15 protein-coding genes are annotated in these 16,519 nt (G+C 54.2%); 5 read left to right on the top strand and 10 right to left on the bottom strand.

Annotation, left to right across the window (positions count from 1 at the left end):
* Positions 1-40 precede the first annotated feature (40 nt).
* Together AC07P6_RS11705 and AC07P6_RS11700 are read right to left on the bottom strand one after the other, a co-directional pair.
* On the bottom strand, positions 41-733 hold the full coding sequence (locus AC07P6_RS11705; RefSeq protein ID WP_478316369.1) for a tellurite resistance TerB family protein: 693 nt from the start codon (positions 731-733) through the stop codon (positions 41-43).
* A 151-nt stretch (positions 734-884) separates the two neighbouring features.
* The gene (locus AC07P6_RS11700) at positions 885-1,247 is read right to left on the bottom strand and encodes a YebG family protein (protein WP_478316367.1); all 363 of its coding nucleotides are present in this window, start codon (positions 1,245-1,247) and stop codon (positions 885-887) included.
* Between the two features lie 135 nt (positions 1,248-1,382).
* On the opposite strand from AC07P6_RS11700, the gene purT reads away from it, so the two are divergent.
* Positions 1,383-2,561: a formate-dependent phosphoribosylglycinamide formyltransferase gene (gene purT / locus AC07P6_RS11695; RefSeq protein WP_304259946.1), complete on the top strand. Its 1,179-nt coding sequence runs from the start codon at positions 1,383-1,385 to the stop codon at positions 2,559-2,561.
* A 54-nt stretch (positions 2,562-2,615) separates the two neighbouring features.
* Here purT and AC07P6_RS11690 read toward each other — a convergent pair whose 3' ends face one another.
* The 3 genes from AC07P6_RS11690 to zwf form a co-directional block, all read right to left on the bottom strand.
* Complete coding sequence (locus AC07P6_RS11690; RefSeq protein ID WP_110274301.1) at positions 2,616-3,257, bottom strand: bifunctional 4-hydroxy-2-oxoglutarate aldolase/2-dehydro-3-deoxy-phosphogluconate aldolase; 642 nt, start codon at positions 3,255-3,257, stop codon at positions 2,616-2,618.
* Between the two features lie 37 nt (positions 3,258-3,294).
* Positions 3,295-5,106 (bottom strand): phosphogluconate dehydratase, encoded by a 1,812-nt coding sequence (gene edd, locus AC07P6_RS11685; RefSeq protein WP_142514106.1) that lies wholly within the window; start codon positions 5,104-5,106, stop codon positions 3,295-3,297.
* Positions 5,107-5,327: 221 nt separating this feature from the next.
* Positions 5,328-6,803, bottom strand: coding sequence for a glucose-6-phosphate dehydrogenase (gene zwf / locus AC07P6_RS11680; protein ID WP_110274303.1), 1,476 nt, complete (start codon positions 6,801-6,803; stop codon positions 5,328-5,330).
* Between the two features lie 319 nt (positions 6,804-7,122).
* On the opposite strand from zwf, the gene AC07P6_RS11675 reads away from it, so the two are divergent.
* Both AC07P6_RS11675 and pyk read left to right on the top strand, forming a co-directional pair.
* Positions 7,123-8,028: a MurR/RpiR family transcriptional regulator gene (locus AC07P6_RS11675; protein ID WP_167492752.1), complete on the top strand. Its 906-nt coding sequence runs from the start codon at positions 7,123-7,125 to the stop codon at positions 8,026-8,028.
* A gap of 125 nt (positions 8,029-8,153) precedes the next feature.
* Positions 8,154-9,596, top strand: coding sequence for a pyruvate kinase (pyk, locus tag AC07P6_RS11670; protein ID WP_110274305.1), 1,443 nt, complete (start codon positions 8,154-8,156; stop codon positions 9,594-9,596).
* Positions 9,597-9,669: 73 nt separating this feature from the next.
* Here pyk and lpxM read toward each other — a convergent pair whose 3' ends face one another.
* The 3 genes from lpxM to znuA form a co-directional block, all read right to left on the bottom strand.
* Positions 9,670-10,644, bottom strand: coding sequence for a lauroyl-Kdo(2)-lipid IV(A) myristoyltransferase (gene lpxM / locus AC07P6_RS11665; RefSeq protein WP_142514107.1), 975 nt, complete (start codon positions 10,642-10,644; stop codon positions 9,670-9,672).
* 117 nt (positions 10,645-10,761) lie between these two features.
* Entirely contained in the window at positions 10,762-12,084 is a 1,323-nt protein-coding gene (gene mepM / locus AC07P6_RS11660; protein ID WP_304259958.1) for a murein DD-endopeptidase MepM, read from the bottom strand.
* Between the two features lie 15 nt (positions 12,085-12,099).
* On the bottom strand, positions 12,100-13,044 hold the full coding sequence (gene znuA, locus AC07P6_RS11655; RefSeq protein ID WP_478316364.1) for a zinc ABC transporter substrate-binding protein ZnuA: 945 nt from the start codon (positions 13,042-13,044) through the stop codon (positions 12,100-12,102).
* A 78-nt stretch (positions 13,045-13,122) separates the two neighbouring features.
* Between znuA and znuC the strand changes: the two genes are divergently transcribed.
* Positions 13,123-13,875, top strand: coding sequence for a zinc ABC transporter ATP-binding protein ZnuC (gene znuC / locus AC07P6_RS11650; RefSeq protein ID WP_181485783.1), 753 nt, complete (start codon positions 13,123-13,125; stop codon positions 13,873-13,875).
* Positions 13,875-14,660 (top strand): zinc ABC transporter permease subunit ZnuB, encoded by a 786-nt coding sequence (gene znuB / locus AC07P6_RS11645; protein WP_182239610.1) that lies wholly within the window; start codon positions 13,875-13,877, stop codon positions 14,658-14,660. The genes znuC and znuB overlap by 1 nt, the downstream gene beginning before the upstream one ends.
* Positions 14,661-14,710: 50 nt before the next feature.
* Here znuB and ruvB read toward each other — a convergent pair whose 3' ends face one another.
* Positions 14,711-15,721, bottom strand: coding sequence for a Holliday junction branch migration DNA helicase RuvB (gene ruvB, locus AC07P6_RS11640; RefSeq protein WP_110274311.1), 1,011 nt, complete (start codon positions 15,719-15,721; stop codon positions 14,711-14,713).
* An 8-nt stretch (positions 15,722-15,729) separates the two neighbouring features.
* Complete coding sequence (gene ruvA, locus AC07P6_RS11635; protein WP_304259972.1) at positions 15,730-16,341, bottom strand: Holliday junction branch migration protein RuvA; 612 nt, start codon at positions 16,339-16,341, stop codon at positions 15,730-15,732.
* Between the last annotated feature and the right edge of the window lie 178 nt (positions 16,342-16,519).

The raw sequence follows: 16,519 nt of genomic DNA, 5'->3' as shown, positions 1-16,519 counted from the left end.
GTGGCAAAAGTCGCCAGCGATGCAAGCGAAACGTGAGGATTTAAGGCGCTATTGCTTGTTTTTGCGCCTGAATATCCTGTTCGATATCTTTGCGAACGTCCTGCGGCAGGTTTAGCGCTTCGCCGAGCGCATTCAGATAGCTGCGCTCCATAAAGTGGTCAATATCAATGACCGCACAGCTGATGTAATACACTTCGAGCGCCTCTTGCTCGTTGCTGATGCCCTGCGCCAGGCGCTGAGGGTCGAGAGGCTGAGACAGCGCCCTGTCGATTAACACCCGCCCCTGCACGTCAATGTTTGCTGCGCGTAGCTGCTCTTCAATGCTGGCCCGTTCGCGTTCGTCAATATGCCCGTCGCTTTTGGCGGCGAAGACCAGCGCCATAATCAGCCGTTCACTGCGGGCGTCGAGCTCGACTTGCGTTGAAGATTGCGCCTGAACGGGCGCGGAGGCTGAAGGTGAGTAAGCCGGTTCTTGTGGCGAGCCTGCACGCATTTTTTGCTGGTATTTATTCCACAACACGCTGCCTGCTACCGCCCCACCGCCGACCAGCAGCGCGCCCGTGCCGTATTTAGCCAACAGTTTACGCGATGATTTGCTGGCAACCAGTAGCCCTGCCAGCCCGCCAAGCGCACCCGGCAACAGCAGATTTTTGCCGCTTGGTTGATCGTCAGATGAAGAAGACCGCCCCTGCTGACCCAGCAGAGACTGCAGTTGATTAAGCCAGTTAGCCATACTTTTCCTCGTTGCGCGATAAGCGATACCACCAGCCTAAACGACGCGATGTCAGGAAATGTTATGGACTGCTAAAGAAGCGCAAATTTAGCCTCAGAAAGGGGCTTAACCGAATTTTTGCCGCCAGAGACCCCGGCGGCAGAGAGCACACTCAGGCGGCTTTTACTTTACGTGGTTTAGCCTGAACTTCAGCTGCTACTTCAAGGACGGTGTCGGCGTCGGCATTATCCTCGACGATCTCCGCCTGGGCGTGTTGTTCATCAGCGCTGCTTTCGGCTTCCGGCAGTTTCCCGGACCGCAGAATATGATTTAAGGTCTCTTTGCGCTCTGCCAGCCACATTGACATGCTATCGCGCTGGGTTTCATCAAGCGTCAGCGGACAGTCAACTAGCCAGTCGTTGAGCACTTCCGCCAGATCGAGCATTTTGTCGTAAGCATCGGCCTCTTTTTTGCTGGCAAAAGACATTTTTTCCTCACCTTCGCGAATCACCACATATTTAATTTCAACCGCCATGATGCAGCCTCTTTATACTGTATTTTTATACAGTATAGCAAATTTTCACGCTGAACTCAAATTACGCATATAAAGACAGACGCAAACGTTTTCGTTTATAATGCGGCGCATGTTTTTTTACTGCGGAAGAGAGTTATGACTGTATTAGGCACGGCGCTGCGCCCTGCGGCAACAAAGGTAATGCTGTTGGGGTCCGGCGAACTGGGTAAAGAAGTAGCTATCGAATGCCAGCGCCTGGGGATTGAAACCATCGCCGTCGACCGTTACCCGGACGCGCCAGCGATGCAGGTAGCGCACCGTTCACATGTCATCAATATGCTGCACGGCGAAACCTTGCAGGCGCTAATCGAACAGGAAAAACCTGACTTCATCGTACCGGAAATTGAAGCTATCGCCACCGATACCCTGGTGGCGCTGGAGCAAGCCGGGCAGAAGGTCGTCCCTACCGCGCGGGCGGCGAAGCTCACCATGAACCGCGAAGGAATCCGTCGCCTGGCTGCCGAAGAGCTGAAGCTACCGACCTCAGCCTATCGTTTTGCCGATAGCGAAGTGGCGTTTCGTGAAGCTGTCGCAGGGATCGGCCTGCCGTGCATCGTCAAGCCGGTGATGAGTTCTTCCGGCAAAGGTCAGAGCTTTATTCGCTCCAGTGAACAGCTGGCTGAAGCCTGGCAATATGCACAGCAAGGCGGGCGCGCCGGAGCCGGTCGCGTTATCGTTGAAGGCGTGGTGAATTTTGATTTTGAAATTACCCTGCTGACCGTGAGCGCCGTGGATGGCGTACATTTCTGCGCACCGGTCGGTCATCGTCAGGAAGATGGCGACTATCGTGAATCCTGGCAGCCACAGCAGATGAGCGATTTGGCGCTGGAACGTGCGCAGGAAATAGCCCGCGAAGTGGTGCTGGCTCTGGGCGGTCACGGCCTGTTCGGCGTCGAGCTGTTCGTCTGCGGTGATGATGTAATTTTTAGCGAAGTCTCACCACGCCCGCACGACACCGGCATGGTCACGCTGATTTCGCAGGATTTATCAGAGTTCGCCCTGCACGTTCGCGCCTTCCTCGGCCTACCGATTGGCGCAATCCGCCAGTACGGCCCGGCGGCCTCGGCGGTGATCCTACCGCAGTTAAGTAGCCAGAACGTCACCTTCAGTAATATCCAGGCGGCGGTTGGCGCAGGTCTGCAACTGCGTCTGTTTGGTAAGCCGGAAATTGACGGTTCTCGTCGACTGGGCGTGACGCTGGCGATAGCAGATAGCGTTGATGAAGCGGTTGCGCGCGCCAAAACGGCGGCAGCGGCGGTCGTGGTGACAGGATAAAATATAAAAGCCCGGTAGCTTGCGCAGACCGGGCCTCAGTTTAAAGCGCGAAGATTACTTCGCGCCTTCTACCGCTTCGCGAGCCAGTTTGGTAATACGGTCGTAATCACCAGCTTCCAGCGCATCCGCTGGCACCAGCCATGAACCACCGATGCACAGAACGCTGTTCAGCGCCAGATAATCGCGATAGTTAGCCGGAGAAATGCCGCCAGTCGGGCAGAAACGAATGTGCGCGAACGGGCCGCCAATCGCCTGCAGCGCTTTCACGCCGCCGTTAGCTTCAGCCGGGAAGAATTTGAACTCTTTCAGGCCATACTGCATACCCAGCATCAGCTCGGATACGGTGCTGATCCCCGGGATCAGCGGAATGGTGCCTTCGCCGGTCGCCGCTTTCAGCAGGGATTCGGTCAGGCCCGGGCTGATGGCAAACTGCGCGCCAGCTTCGGTGACTTCTTTCAGTTGCTCAACGTTAGTGACGGTACCCGCACCAACAATCGCTTCCGGGACTTCTTTAGCGATCGCGCGGATAGCGTCCATTGCGCAGTCGGTACGCAGAGTCACTTCCAGTACGCGTACGCCGCCTGCAACCAGCGCTTTCGCCATCGGTACAGCGTGTTCCAGCTTTTTCACCACGATTACCGGTACAACCGGGCCGGAGGTGAGGATTGCTTCTGCAGTTGTTTTCCAGTTTTTCATCAGATTTTCTCTCGCCAGATCTATAAATCGAATCGTCTTAAAAATTGATGCAGGTTGCGCCCTGTTCCGCTCCGGAGAGTTTCTCACGCAGCGCAGCAAACATTTCCCGGCCGGTTCCCACACGCGAACCGCTCAGGTCAGGAATATGCGGCTGACGCGCAGCCAGTTCAGCCTCATCCACCAGCAGCGTAAGTTCGCCGGTCTGTCCATTGACGCGGATGATATCGCCATCACGCACCTTCGCCAGCAGACCACCATCGTACGCTTCAGGCGTCACGTGGATTGCTGATGGAACTTTACCTGATGCGCCGGAAAGTCGACCATCGGTCACCAGCGCAATTTTGAAACGGCGGTCCAATAATACACCAAGTGGCGGCATAAGTTTATGTAATTCTGGCATGCCGTTCGCTTTTGGCCCTTGATGACGAACCACTACCACGCAATCTTTGTCCAGCAGCCCAGCTTCAAAGGCTGGCAGCACGTCGTGCTGACTCTCAAACACAATCGCCGGCGCTTCAATAATCTGGTTTTCTACCGGTACAGCGGAAGTTTTCATCACCGCGCGACCAAGATTGCCGCTCAGCACTTTAGTGCCACCATGGCGAGAGAACGGTTTGTCAAAGGTGGCAATAACCTGGTCGTCCAGCGGCGCTGTCGCCCCTTCGCGCCAGTCAAGCTCGCCATTATTCAGCCACGGTTCCATGGTGTAGCGAGAGAGGCCAAAACCGGCCACGGTGTTAACGTCTTCGTGCAACAGGCCACCTTTCATCAGCTCGCGTACCAATACCGGTACGCCACCCGCCGCCTGGAAGTGGTTGATATCCGCCGGGCCGTTCGGGTAAAGACGCGCCAGCAGCGGTACCACGTCTGAGAGGTCAGAGAAATCATCCCAGTTGATGATGATCCCCGCCGCACGCGCCATCGCCACCAGGTGCATGGTATGGTTGGTAGAGCCACCGGTCGCCAGTAGCGCCACAATCCCATTGACCACCACTTTTTCGTCAAACATTTTGCCCAGCGGCATCCACTCATTACCGTTACCGGTCAGGCGGGTTACCTGGCGGGCAGCAGCAGCGGTTAATACTTCACGCAGCGGCGCATCCGGATGAACGAATGATGATCCCGGCAATTGCATCCCCATAAACTCAACCACCATCTGGTTGGTATTGGCGGTGCCGTAGAAGGTGCAAGTGCCTGGCGCATGGTAAGAGGCGGCTTCAGACTCCAGCAGCGCCATGCGGTCGACTTTCCCTTCCGCGTACAGTTGGCGGATGCGTACTTTTTCTTTGTTCGCCAGACCGCTAGCCATCGGACCGGATGGAATAAAAATGGACGGCAAATGACCAAATGCAAGCGCTGCCATGGTCAGGCCAGGAACGATTTTGTCGCAAACCCCCAGGTACAGCGCGCCGTCAAACATATTATGCGACAGGCCGATCGCGGCAGACATGGCGATAACCTCGCGGCTTAGCAGCGACAGCTCCATCCCGTCCTGCCCCTGCGTCACGCCATCGCACATCGCCGGAACACCACCCGCCACCTGGCCAACCGCATTAGCTGAGTGCAACGCTTTACGGATAATATCCGGATAATATTCATAGGGTTGGTGGGCGGACAGCATGTCGTTATAAGAGGTGATGATGGCGATGTTATTACGCAGCATGCTTTTCAGCGAAGCTTTATCATCCGCCTGACAGGCGGCGAAGCCGTGTGCCAGGTTACCGCAGGCCAGTTGGGCACGATGGACGGTGTCAGTTTTGGCCTGGTTAATCCGTGCGAGGTAGGCGCTGCGGGTGTCGCGTGACCGTTCGATAATGCGATTTGTTACCCGTAACATTTCAGAATTCATAAAGGCTCCTCAAATTTCATCTGTCCGGCCACAGCGTTCTGACGATGTCTCTTGATGCTTAAGGCACCAGTACCGGGGCTCAGGGGCAAAATACTGAGTGCAGTGTAATAAAAAAAGCTCCGGGGGTGAATCCTCCCGGAGCTTAAAAGATTAAAAATTACGCGACTTTCTGCGTCAGATCATGTTACCGGTAAAATAACTCAACCGGATTAGCCTGTCGGTTACTCAAACTCGTTCCATGAACGGCCATCGCGGGTGATCATCGCCACGGAGGCGACCGGCCCCCAGGTGCCCGCCTGATAAGGCTTCGGCGCATCACGATCGGCAGCCCAGGCTTCGGTAATGGAGTCAACCCACTTCCACGCTTCTTCCACTTCATCACGACGCACGAACAACGCCTGAATACCGCGCATGGTTTCCAGCAGCAAACGCTCATAAGCATCCGCCAGATGCGTTTGATTAAAGGTTTCTGAGTAGCTCAGATCCAGCTTGGTGATCTGCAGGTTGTGCTTGTGATCAAGCCCAGGAACCTTGTTCAGTACCTGAATATCGACCCCTTCGTCAGGCTGCAGACGAATGGTCAATTTGTTCTGCGGCAGCTCCTGCCAGGTTTCTTTAAACAGGTTAAGTTCCGGCGTTTTGAAGTAAACCACGACTTCAGAGCACTTGGTCGGCAGACGCTTGCCGGTACGCAGGTAGAACGGCACGCCCGCCCAGCGCCAGTTGTCGATATCCACGCGGATAGCCACAAAGGTCTCGGTATGGCTGGCTTTATTCGCGCCCTCTTCTTCAAGGTAGCCCGGCACTTTTTTGCCTTGCGCAAAACCGGCAGAGTACTGGCCGCGTACCGTTTTTTCACGCACATTGGTGCGGTCGATACGGCGCAGAGACTTCAGTACTTTTACTTTCTCATCGCGGATGCTGTCAGCGCTCAGGTCCGACGGCGGCGACATCGCAATCATGCACAGAATTTGCAGCAGGTGGTTTTGGATCATATCGCGCATCTGCCCGGCCTGATCGAAGTAACCCCAGCGACCTTCAATACCGACCTCTTCCGCCACGGTGATCTCGACGTGATCGATAGTGCGGCTATCCCAGTTATTGACGAACAGCGAGTTGGCGAAACGCAGTGCCAACAGATTCAGTACCGTCTCTTTGCCCAGATAGTGGTCGATACGGTAGACCTGGCACTCTTCGAAAAACTCACCGACTTGATCGTTGATCTCGCGGGAGGTTTCAAGGGAGGTACCCAGCGGTTTCTCCATCACTACCCGCGCCGGTTTGGCGTTCAGTTTCGCTTCGCCCAGTCCTTTGCAAATCGCGCCAAACGTGCTTGGCGGCATGGCGAAGTAGTTGATAGTGACCCGCTCTTTCTGGTCGAGCATTTTACCCAGGCGGGTAAATGCTTTGGTGTCGTTGACATCAAGGTTACAAAAGTCCAGACGCCCGCTCAGGGTATCCCACAAACCTTCATCAATTTTTTCCTTCATGAAGGTTTCCATCGCTTCACGTACTACCTTGGTGTAAGCGTCTTTATCCCAGTCGGCACGCCCAACACCGATGATGCGAGTGTCAGGGTGAAGCTGGCCAGCTTTCTCAAGCTGATACAGGGAAGGCAGCAATTTACGTCGCGCCAGGTCACCCTTCGCGCCGAAAATGACCAGATCGCATGCCTGGGCCGTTTGCGTTACCGCCATGTCATTCTCCTTAGTTGATAGACTGGTGCTTGTGCCAGGCTATATTTGTAATTTTCTTTCACTGCATCGTACTGTGTTTACGAATTTCCCGAAACCCTCTGCCCCGGTTCCCGCGGCTAAATCGCACAGGGGGAAAAATACAGGGCGACATTTTGGGCATACGGCTAATATTGTTCGTTGTTTCGACCGATTCTCAGTTACTAAAATACGACTCTGATCATGTAATGAAAAAAAACAACATTTTTTAAGGTCATTCCTCACCGTTTCCGACTACGGAGAGGTATATTCTTGCTAAAACGCCTGATGATTTCACCCATTAATGAAATCGTTTCCATTGATGAGCGCCTTGTTAATAATGAACATGCTGGAAAAAATCCAGTCCCGACTGGAACACCTTAGCAAATCTGAACGCAAAGTGGCGGAAGTCATCCTTGCAACCCCCGCGCAGGCCATTCATTCGAGCATCGCGGCCCTGGCCCTTGAAGCTGGCGTTAGTGAGCCGACCGTTAACCGTTTTTGCCGCAGTCTGGAGACCCGTGGTTTCCCGGATTTCAAACTGCATCTGGCCCAAAGCCTGGCACACGGGACACTCTATGTTAACCGCAACGTCGATGAAGACGACAGCGTAGAGGCCTACACGGGGAAGATTTTTGAATCGGCAATGGCCAGTTTAGATCAGGTCCACCATTCTCTCGACATGTCGGCCATCAATCGTGCGGTCGATCTGTTAACACAGGCCAAAAAAATTGCCTTTTTTGGCCTCGGCTCTTCAGCCGCCGTCGCCCACGATGCGATGAACAAATTTTTCCGCTTCAACGTACCGGTCATTTACTCCGACGACATTGTTCTGCAACGCATGAGTTGTATGAACTGTAATGACGACGACGTCGTGGTGATTATCTCACACACAGGTCGGACCAAAAGCCTGGTGGAGCTGGCGCAGCTAGCCCGTGAAAACGATGCTATGGTGATCGCTATTACCTCTCCCGGCACGCCGCTCTCTCGCGAGTCAACGTTAGCCATTACGCTGGATGTCCCGGAAGATACCGATATCTATATGCCGATGGTCTCCCGGCTGGCGCAGTTGACGGTGATTGACGTGCTGGCAACCGGCTTTACCCTGCGTCGGGGCGCAAAATTCAGAGATAACTTGAAGAGGGTCAAGGAAGCGCTCAAGGAATCGCGCTTTGATAAAGAGCTCAGTGTACACAGCAATGACCAATAAAAGTAGAAACAAAGCAGTAACCTATTACACCGTCGGTAATGTTCTGGCATAGCAACTTTGCTCGCTGGCGCTATCGAATCCATGTTCACGCAACACCAAAGTTGTTTCAGTCAACGGAGTATTACATGTCCAGAAGGCTTCGCAGAACCAAAATCGTTACCACCTTAGGCCCGGCAACCGATCGCGACAACAACCTTGAGAAGGTTATCGCCGCTGGCGCTAACGTGGTACGTATGAACTTCTCTCACGGTACCGCGGAAGATCACCAAATCCGTGCGGATAAGGTTCGTGAGATTGCGGCAAAACTGGGTCGTCATGTTGCGATTCTCGGAGACCTACAGGGTCCGAAAATCCGCGTATCTACCTTCAAAGAAGGCAAAATCTTCCTCAATATCGGCGATAAATTCCTGCTTGACGCTAACCTGGGTAAAGGTGAAGGCGACAAAGAGAAAGTCGGTATCGATTATAAAGGCCTGCCGGCTGATGTGGTTCCGGGCGATATCTTGCTGCTGGATGATGGTCGCGTACAGCTGAAAGTGCTTGAAGTGCAGGGTCTGAAAGTGTTCACCGAAGTCACCGTTGGTGGGCCGTTGTCCAACAACAAAGGCATCAACAAACTCGGCGGCGGCCTCTCAGCAGAAGCGCTGACTGATAAAGACAAAGCCGATATTATTACCGCCGCAAAAATTGGCGTTGATTACCTGGCCGTCTCCTTCCCGCGCTGCGGCGAAGACCTGAACTACGCTCGCCGCCTGGCGCGCGATGCCGGCTGCGATGCTAAAATCGTTGCCAAAGTAGAGCGTGCGGAAGCGGTTTGCAGCCAGGACGCAATGGATGATGTGATTCTGGCATCCGACGTCGTGATGGTCGCCCGTGGCGATCTCGGCGTAGAAATTGGCGATCCGGAGCTGGTCGGCATTCAGAAAGCATTGATCCGCCGCGCTCGTCAGTTGAACCGTTCAGTCATTACCGCGACACAGATGATGGAGTCAATGATCACCAACCCGATGCCAACCCGCGCTGAAGTTATGGACGTGGCGAACGCCGTGCTGGATGGGACCGACGCCGTAATGCTGTCAGCAGAAACCGCTGCAGGCCAGTACCCGTCAGAGACCGTTGCCGCGATGGCCCGCGTCTGCGTCGGTGCGGAAAAAATCCCTAGCCTCAACGTTTCTAAACACCGTCTGGACATCCAGTTCGACAATGTGGAAGAAGCCATTGCGATGTCAGCAATGTATGCGGCCAACCACCTGAAGGGCGTCACGGCCATTATCACCATGACCGAATCTGGCCGTACCGCACTGATGACCTCGCGCATCAGCTCCGGCCTGCCGATTTTTGCGCTGTCTCGTCATGAACGCACGTTGAACCTGACGGCACTGTACCGCGGCGTGACCCCGGTTCATTTCGACAGCGAAAGTGATGGCGTCGCCGCAGCCCATGACGCAGTGAATCTGCTGCGCGATAAAGGCTATCTGGTCACCGGCGACCTGGTTATCGTGACCCAGGGTGATGTAATGAGCACCATCGGTACCACCAACACCACCCGTATCCTGACCGTCGAGTAATTTTTCTCTGCCATAAAAAAACCTGCCAGCGTTCGCCGGCAGGTTTTTTTTCGTCCGCACGCGTAAACGCGGATTACTTCTTTTTCGGATACAGCTCTTTGCGCTTATATGGCTCAATTTCGCCCGGCTTACGGGTTTTCAACAGCTTAAGGATCCAGGTGTATTGCTCGGTATTGGGCTTGACGAAAATTTCGACTTCTTCGTTCATCCGCCGGGCGATAGTGTTATCGTCCGCCTCCAGCAGGTCGTCCATTGGCGGGCGCACCAGCACCGTCAGGCGATGCGTTTTGCCATCATAAACCGGGAACAGCGGCACAACGCGGGCGCGGCACACTTTCATTAAACGCCCAATCGCCGGTAGCGTCGCTTTATAAGTAGCAAAGAAATCGACAAACTCGCTGTGCTCAGCACCGTGGTCCTGATCCGGCAAGTAGTACCCCCAGTAGCCCTGACGCACCGACTGAATAAACGGCTTTATGCCATCATTGCGCGCATGCATTCGTCCGCCAAAACGACGGCGTACGGTGTTCCAGACGTAGTCAAATACCGGGTTGCCCTGATTATGGAACATCGCCGCCATTTTTTGCCCGCCGGAAGCCATCAGCATCGCTGGAATATCGACCCCCCAGGCATGAGGTACCAGAAAGATCACTTTCTCGTTATTGCGCTGCATCTCGTCGATGATCTCTTTGCCCTGCCAGTCAACGCGGGAAAGAATTCGCTGCGGGTCACGCAGACCCAGTTCAGCCATCATCACCATCGCCTGCGGCGCAGACGCATACATCTGATCAATAATTTCTTCGCGTTCCTGCTCACTCTTTTCCGGGAAACAGTACAGCAGATTGATCTGCGCCCGGCGGCGCGAACTCTTTGCGAGGCGACCGACAAAGCGGCCCAGCTTGCCCAGAATAGGGTCGCGAAACGAGGCTGGCGTCAGGGCAATACCGGCGAATGCGAAAACCCCCAGCCAGGCGCCCCAATAGCGCGGCAGTAAAAAGGATTTTTCAAACGTTGGAATAAACTCACTATTATTTTTTTTCGTTTCCATGCCCAATCCGCAGAAGTTCCACTCAATAAAGATAATGGCTTAGTTTAGCGATACGTTGGGTAACGTACAAAAGAAAAAGCCGGCGCGCTATGGGCACCGGCTTTAACTGGCGGGTTGTTAGTCAAAGCGAAGCTGTGGGATAACCTCTTTTGCCTGCGCCAGATAATCCTTACGGTCGGAACCGCTAAGCCCTTCTGTACGCGGCAGTTTCGCCGTCAACGGGTTAACCGCCTGCTGGTTAATCCACACTTCATAGTGCAGATGCGGGCCGGTAGAACGCCCGGTATTGCCCGACAGCGCAATGCGGTCGCCGCGTTTCACCTTCTGACCGGGTTTCACCAGCAGCTTACGCAAGTGCATATAGCGCGTGGTATAGGTCCGACCGTGACGAACGGCAACGTAGTAACCTGCTGCGCCGCTGCGTTTAGCCACCACCACTTCACCATCACCCACTGACAGCACCGGCGTCCCCTGCGGCATCGCAAAATCGACGCCGCGGTGCGGGGCGACACGACCGGTAACTGGGTTAAGACGACGCGGGTTAAAGTTCGATGAAACGCGGAACTGACGCGCGGTCGGGAAGCGCATAAAGCCTTTTGCCAGCCCGGTACCGTTGCGGTCATAGAATTTGCCATCTTCGGCGCGAATCGCGAAGTAATCTTTGCCGTCGGAACGCAAACGTACGCCAAGCAGTTGGCTCTGCTCACGTTTGCCATCAAGCATTTCACGCGACATCAGGACCGAAAATTCATCGCCTTTTTTCAGTTTACGGAAATCCATCTGCCACTGCATGGCTTTGATGACCGCGCTGATTTCGGTGCTGGTGAGGCCAGCATCGCGGGCGCTGGAGACGAAGCTGCCGCCAACGGTACCTTTGAGTACATTGTTGACCCAATCGCCTTTTTGCAGTTCGCTGCTCATTTTGAAAGCGTTGGCCACCCGGTCGTAGGTTCGGGTTTCACGGCGCGACATCTCCCAGGTCAGGCTTTGCAAATCGCCATCCGCCGTTAGAGTCCAGGAGAGTTGCTGGCCGATTTTCAGATTACGCAGTTCCTTATCTGCCGAGGAAAGCCGCGCGATATCGCCCATATCAATGCCGTACTGGTTAAGAATGCTGCTGAGCGTGTCGCCTGTGGATACCACGTACTCGTGACCGCCAGAATCGCTATCCGCTTTATCATCCAGTTCATCTTGTGGGATGGCTTCTTCTTCCTGCGCCGCCTGATCAATGGGTTCTGAGGCTTCCGGCAGCAGTGAGCGAATTTCGCTTTTCTCCAGCTCGATAGTTCTGACAATAGGCGCGGATTCTGGATGGTGGTAGATATAGGGTCGCCAGACGGCGACCGCTAAGGTAAGAACGCTAAGTGACCCCAGCATAACGCGGTGAGGTCGTGGCAGATTGTTAAATGCCTGAGTGACAGCGCGGGCTATCTGTTGCACGTATTCACTTCCTCGTTATTCTCCTTTCAGGCAGCTTGAATACTGATTCGCCATTTGGCTCAGGAATTGCGGATAACTTTCTTTACCCAGCTTAATTCCGATTCCAAGTGGATCCAGGGTTCCCATGCGCACGGATGTTCCCCTGGCGACAGCTTCTATAACCGCTGGCCTGAACTGTGGCTCAGCAAAAACGCAAGTTGCTTTTTGCTCAACCAACTGTGTTCTGATTTCGTGTAAACGCTGCGCACCAGGCTGTATTTCAGGGTTGACGGTAAAGTGGCCCAATGAGGTCAAACCGTAATGTTTTTCAAAGTAGCCATAGGCATCATGAAAAACGAAATATCCCTTCCCTTTCAGCGGTGCCAGCTCGGTCCCCACCTGTTTGTCGGTTGCGGCTAATTTTGCCTCAAAATCCTTCAGGTTGGCGTCAAGTTTGGCTCGACTCTGCGGCATAAGTTCCAATAATTTATCGTGGATTGCAACCGCCGATAGCCGCGCTATCTCTGGGGAAAGCCATAGATGCATGTTATAGATGCCATGATGGTGATCATCGTCACTTTTTTCATCGGCAGCATGATCGTGACCATCATGGTCGTCGTCATCGTCTGCCCCTTTCATGAGCAACGGTTTCACGCCGTCAAGCTGGGCAATCGTCACCTTTTTATTCGACGCAATGCTTTGCGTTGACTTATCCATAAACGCTTCCATCTCAGGACCAATCCAGACAACTAAGTCTGCGTTCTGTAAGCGTTTTGCATCTGATGGACGCAGTGAATAATCATGCTCTGAGGCCCCATCGGGCAGCAAAACCTGGGTATCCGTTACGCCATCGGCGATGGCTGAAGCGATAAAGCCCAGCGGTTTAAGCGATGTGACAACTGCGGCGTTTACCAACGGTGAATGGGCGAACAAAAAAGCGGCGCTAAGTCCAGCGCAAAGAAGCGTATTTTTATGTAACATAATGAGTCTAATCATCGTAATGAATGAGAAAGATGTGATATTATAACATTCACTCGCTTGTGCAACCCTTAATTTGACATGACAAATCTAATAACTCTGGAAAACGTCTCGGTGGTCTTCGGCCAAAGGCGCGTGCTGTCTGACATTTCGCTCTCCTTAAAACCAGGCAAAATTTTAACCTTGCTGGGCCCTAATGGTGCTGGCAAATCCACCCTTGTGCGAGTTGTTCTTGGTCTGGTAGCACCAACTGACGGTGTTATCAAACAGGATGGTCACCTGCGTATCGGCTATGTCCCGCAAAAGCTGCACCTTGATGCCACCATGCCGCTGACCGTCAGCCGCTTTATGCGCCTGCGTCCGGGTACCCATAAACGGGACATTCTGCCCGCGCTAAAACGCGTTCAGGCAGGCCATCTGATCGACGCTCCAATGCAAAAACTCTCCGGCGGCGAAACGCAGCGCGTCTTGTTGGCTCGCTCTTTACTCAATCAACCGCAACTGTTAGTGCTCGACGAGCCGACCCAGGGCGTGGACGTCAACGGCCAGGTGGCGCTCTATGATCTGATTAACCAACTGCGTCAGGAGCTTAACTGCGCCGTGCTGATGGTTTCCCACGACCTGCATCTGGTAATGGCGAAAACCGATGAAGTATTGTGTCTGAACCAACATATCTGCTGTTCCGGCGCGCCGGAAGTGGTCTCCATGCATCCGGAATTTATCTCAATGTTCGGCCAGCGCGGCGCGGAACAGCTGGGAATTTATCGTCATAATCATAATCACCGCCACGACCTGCAGGGGCGGATTGTACTGCGTCGGGGAAATGACCGCTGATGATTGAATTACTCTTACCCGGTTGGCTGGCCGGCGTTATGCTCGCCTGTGCGGCAGGCCCGCTCGGTTCGTTCGTCGTGTGGCGCCGTATGTCCTACTTCGGCGATACTCTTGCTCACGCCTCTTTGCTCGGAGTCGCTTTTGGTTTACTGCTGAACGTCAACCCTTTCTATGCGGTTATCGTTGTGACGTTACTGCTGGCGGGCGGCCTGGTATGGCTGGAGAAACGCCCTCACCTGGCAATAGATACTCTGTTGGGGATTATGGCGCACAGCGCGCTGTCGCTGGGTCTGGTGGTCGTCAGCCTGATGTCGAACGTGCGCGTTGACCTGATGGCCTACCTGTTTGGCGATCTGCTGGCAGTGACGCCTGAAGATTTGATTTCAATCGCTATCGGCGTCGTTATCGTGCTGGCGATTCTGTTCTGGCAATGGCGCAACCTGCTGTCGATGACTATCAGCCCGGACCTGGCTTTTGTTGATGGCGTGAAGCTACAGCGGGTGAAGTTGCTTTTAATGCTGGTCACCGCACTAACCATTGGCGTCGCGATGAAGTTTGTTGGGGCGCTGATTATCACTTCGCTGTTGATTATCCCCGCAGCGACGGCGCGTCGCTTTGCCCGCACGCCGGAGCAAATGGCAGGCGTAGCGGTTGGCGTGGGGATAATTGCGGTAACGGGTGGATTAACCTTCTCAGCGTTCTACGATACCCCGGCGGGGCCTTCGGTGGTGCTGTGCGCCGCGCTGTTGTTTATTATCAGCATGAGCAAGAAATCCGCAACCTGACCTGCGAGCATTGACGCAAACTCGTTGTCCGGGCATCGCCCGGGCAACGATTACGGCATTTCCGGCGGCGTGATTCCAAAGTGATTCCAGGCCCGCACCGTCGCCATCCGCCCGCGCGGTGTACGCTGTAAAAAGCCCTGCTGGATCAGATACGGCTCCAGCACATCTTCAATGGTTTCCCGCTCTTCCCCTATCGCCGCGGCCAGGTTATCCAGCCCCACCGGCCCGCCGAAGAATTTGTCGATTACCGCCAGCAGCAGCTTACGGTCCATATAATCGAAGCCCTCGGCATCTACGTTAAGCATATCCAGCGCCTGCGCGGCAATCTCTACCGAAATGGTGCCGTCATGCTTCACTTCGGCATAATCGCGTACGCGCCTGAGCAGGCGGTTGGCAATACGCGGCGTACCGCGCGCGCGCCGCGCGACTTCCAGCGCCCCCTCCTCGCTCATTTCCAGCCCCATAAAACGAGCGCTGCGCCCGACAATATATTGCAGGTCAGGCACCTGATAAAACTCCAGACGTTGCACAATACCAAAACGGTCACGTAACGGAGAAGTCAATGAACCGGCGCGGGTGGTAGCGCCAATCAGAGTGAACGGCGGCAGATCGATTTTTATTGAACGAGCCGCAGGTCCTTCGCCAATCATGATATCCAGCTGATAATCTTCCATTGCCGGATATAACACTTCTTCAACGACCGGTGAAAGGCGGTGGATCTCATCGATAAACAAGACATCGTGCGGTTCAAGGTTGGTCAGCATCGCCGCCAGATCGCCCGCCTTTTCCAGTACCGGGCCGGAAGTGGTGCGCAGATTTACGCCCATCTCGTTGGCAACAATGTTCGCCAGCGTGGTTTTCCCAAGCCCTGGAGGGCCAAAAATCAGCAGGTGATCGAGCGCATCACCGCGCAGTTTCGCCGCCTGGATAAAAATCTCCATTTGCGAGCGAACGTGCGGCTGGCCCACATATTCAGCCAGCATTTTAGGACGGATTGCACGGTCAGCCGCTTCTTCAAAACCGGTGCTGTCCGCCGATACCAGCCTGTCAGCTTCAATCATCCCTTACCTCACAGCGCAGCGCGTAGCGCTTCGCGAATTAGCGTTTCACTATTAGCATCCGGACGAACGATTTTGCTTATCATTCGGCTGGCCTCTTGAGGTTTATAGCCCAGTGCCACCAGCGCAGCAACCGCTTCCTGTTCTGCATCATCGTCAGCCGGACCTGCGGGCGATGTCAGTACCAGATCGGCCGCCGGAGTGAACAGATCGCCATGTAACCCTTTAAAGCGGTCCTTCATTTCGACGATCAGTCGTTCTGCAGTTTTCTTACCGATTCCCGGCAGTTTCACCAGCGCTGCCAGCTCTTCGCGTTCAACGGCATTAACAAACTGCTGTGCCGACATGCCAGAGAGGATTGCCAGCGCTAGTTTCGGACCAACGCCGTTGGTCTTAATCAGCTCTTTAAACAGCGTGCGCTCCTGTTTGTTATTGAAACCAAACAGCAGTTGAGCATCTTCACGGACGATAAAATGGGTAAAAATTATCGCCTCGTTGCCCACATCCGGCAGCTCATAAAAGCAGGTCATCGGCATGTGAACCTCATAGCCTACGCCTCCCGTTTCGAGTAAAACCAGCGGGGGTTGTTTTTCGAGAATGATGCCTCTGAGTCTGCCTATCACATGGAGCTCCTGGATTAAGGGCTGAAAGTCTAATGCAGTATCATAAAAAAAGGCTGGATAGATATCCAGATGAAAAATGCGTTATCCCCTAACATCTGCTGTCCGCAAACTGTTTGACCTGAACACGGCTAACCTTGTGGCGCATTTTTAACCACACACAAAATAATCCTTCCGTCGT

This window comes from Klebsiella sp. GFKo11, from assembly GCF_056490265.1.
This window is presented reverse-complemented; position numbering and strand designations above follow the sequence as displayed.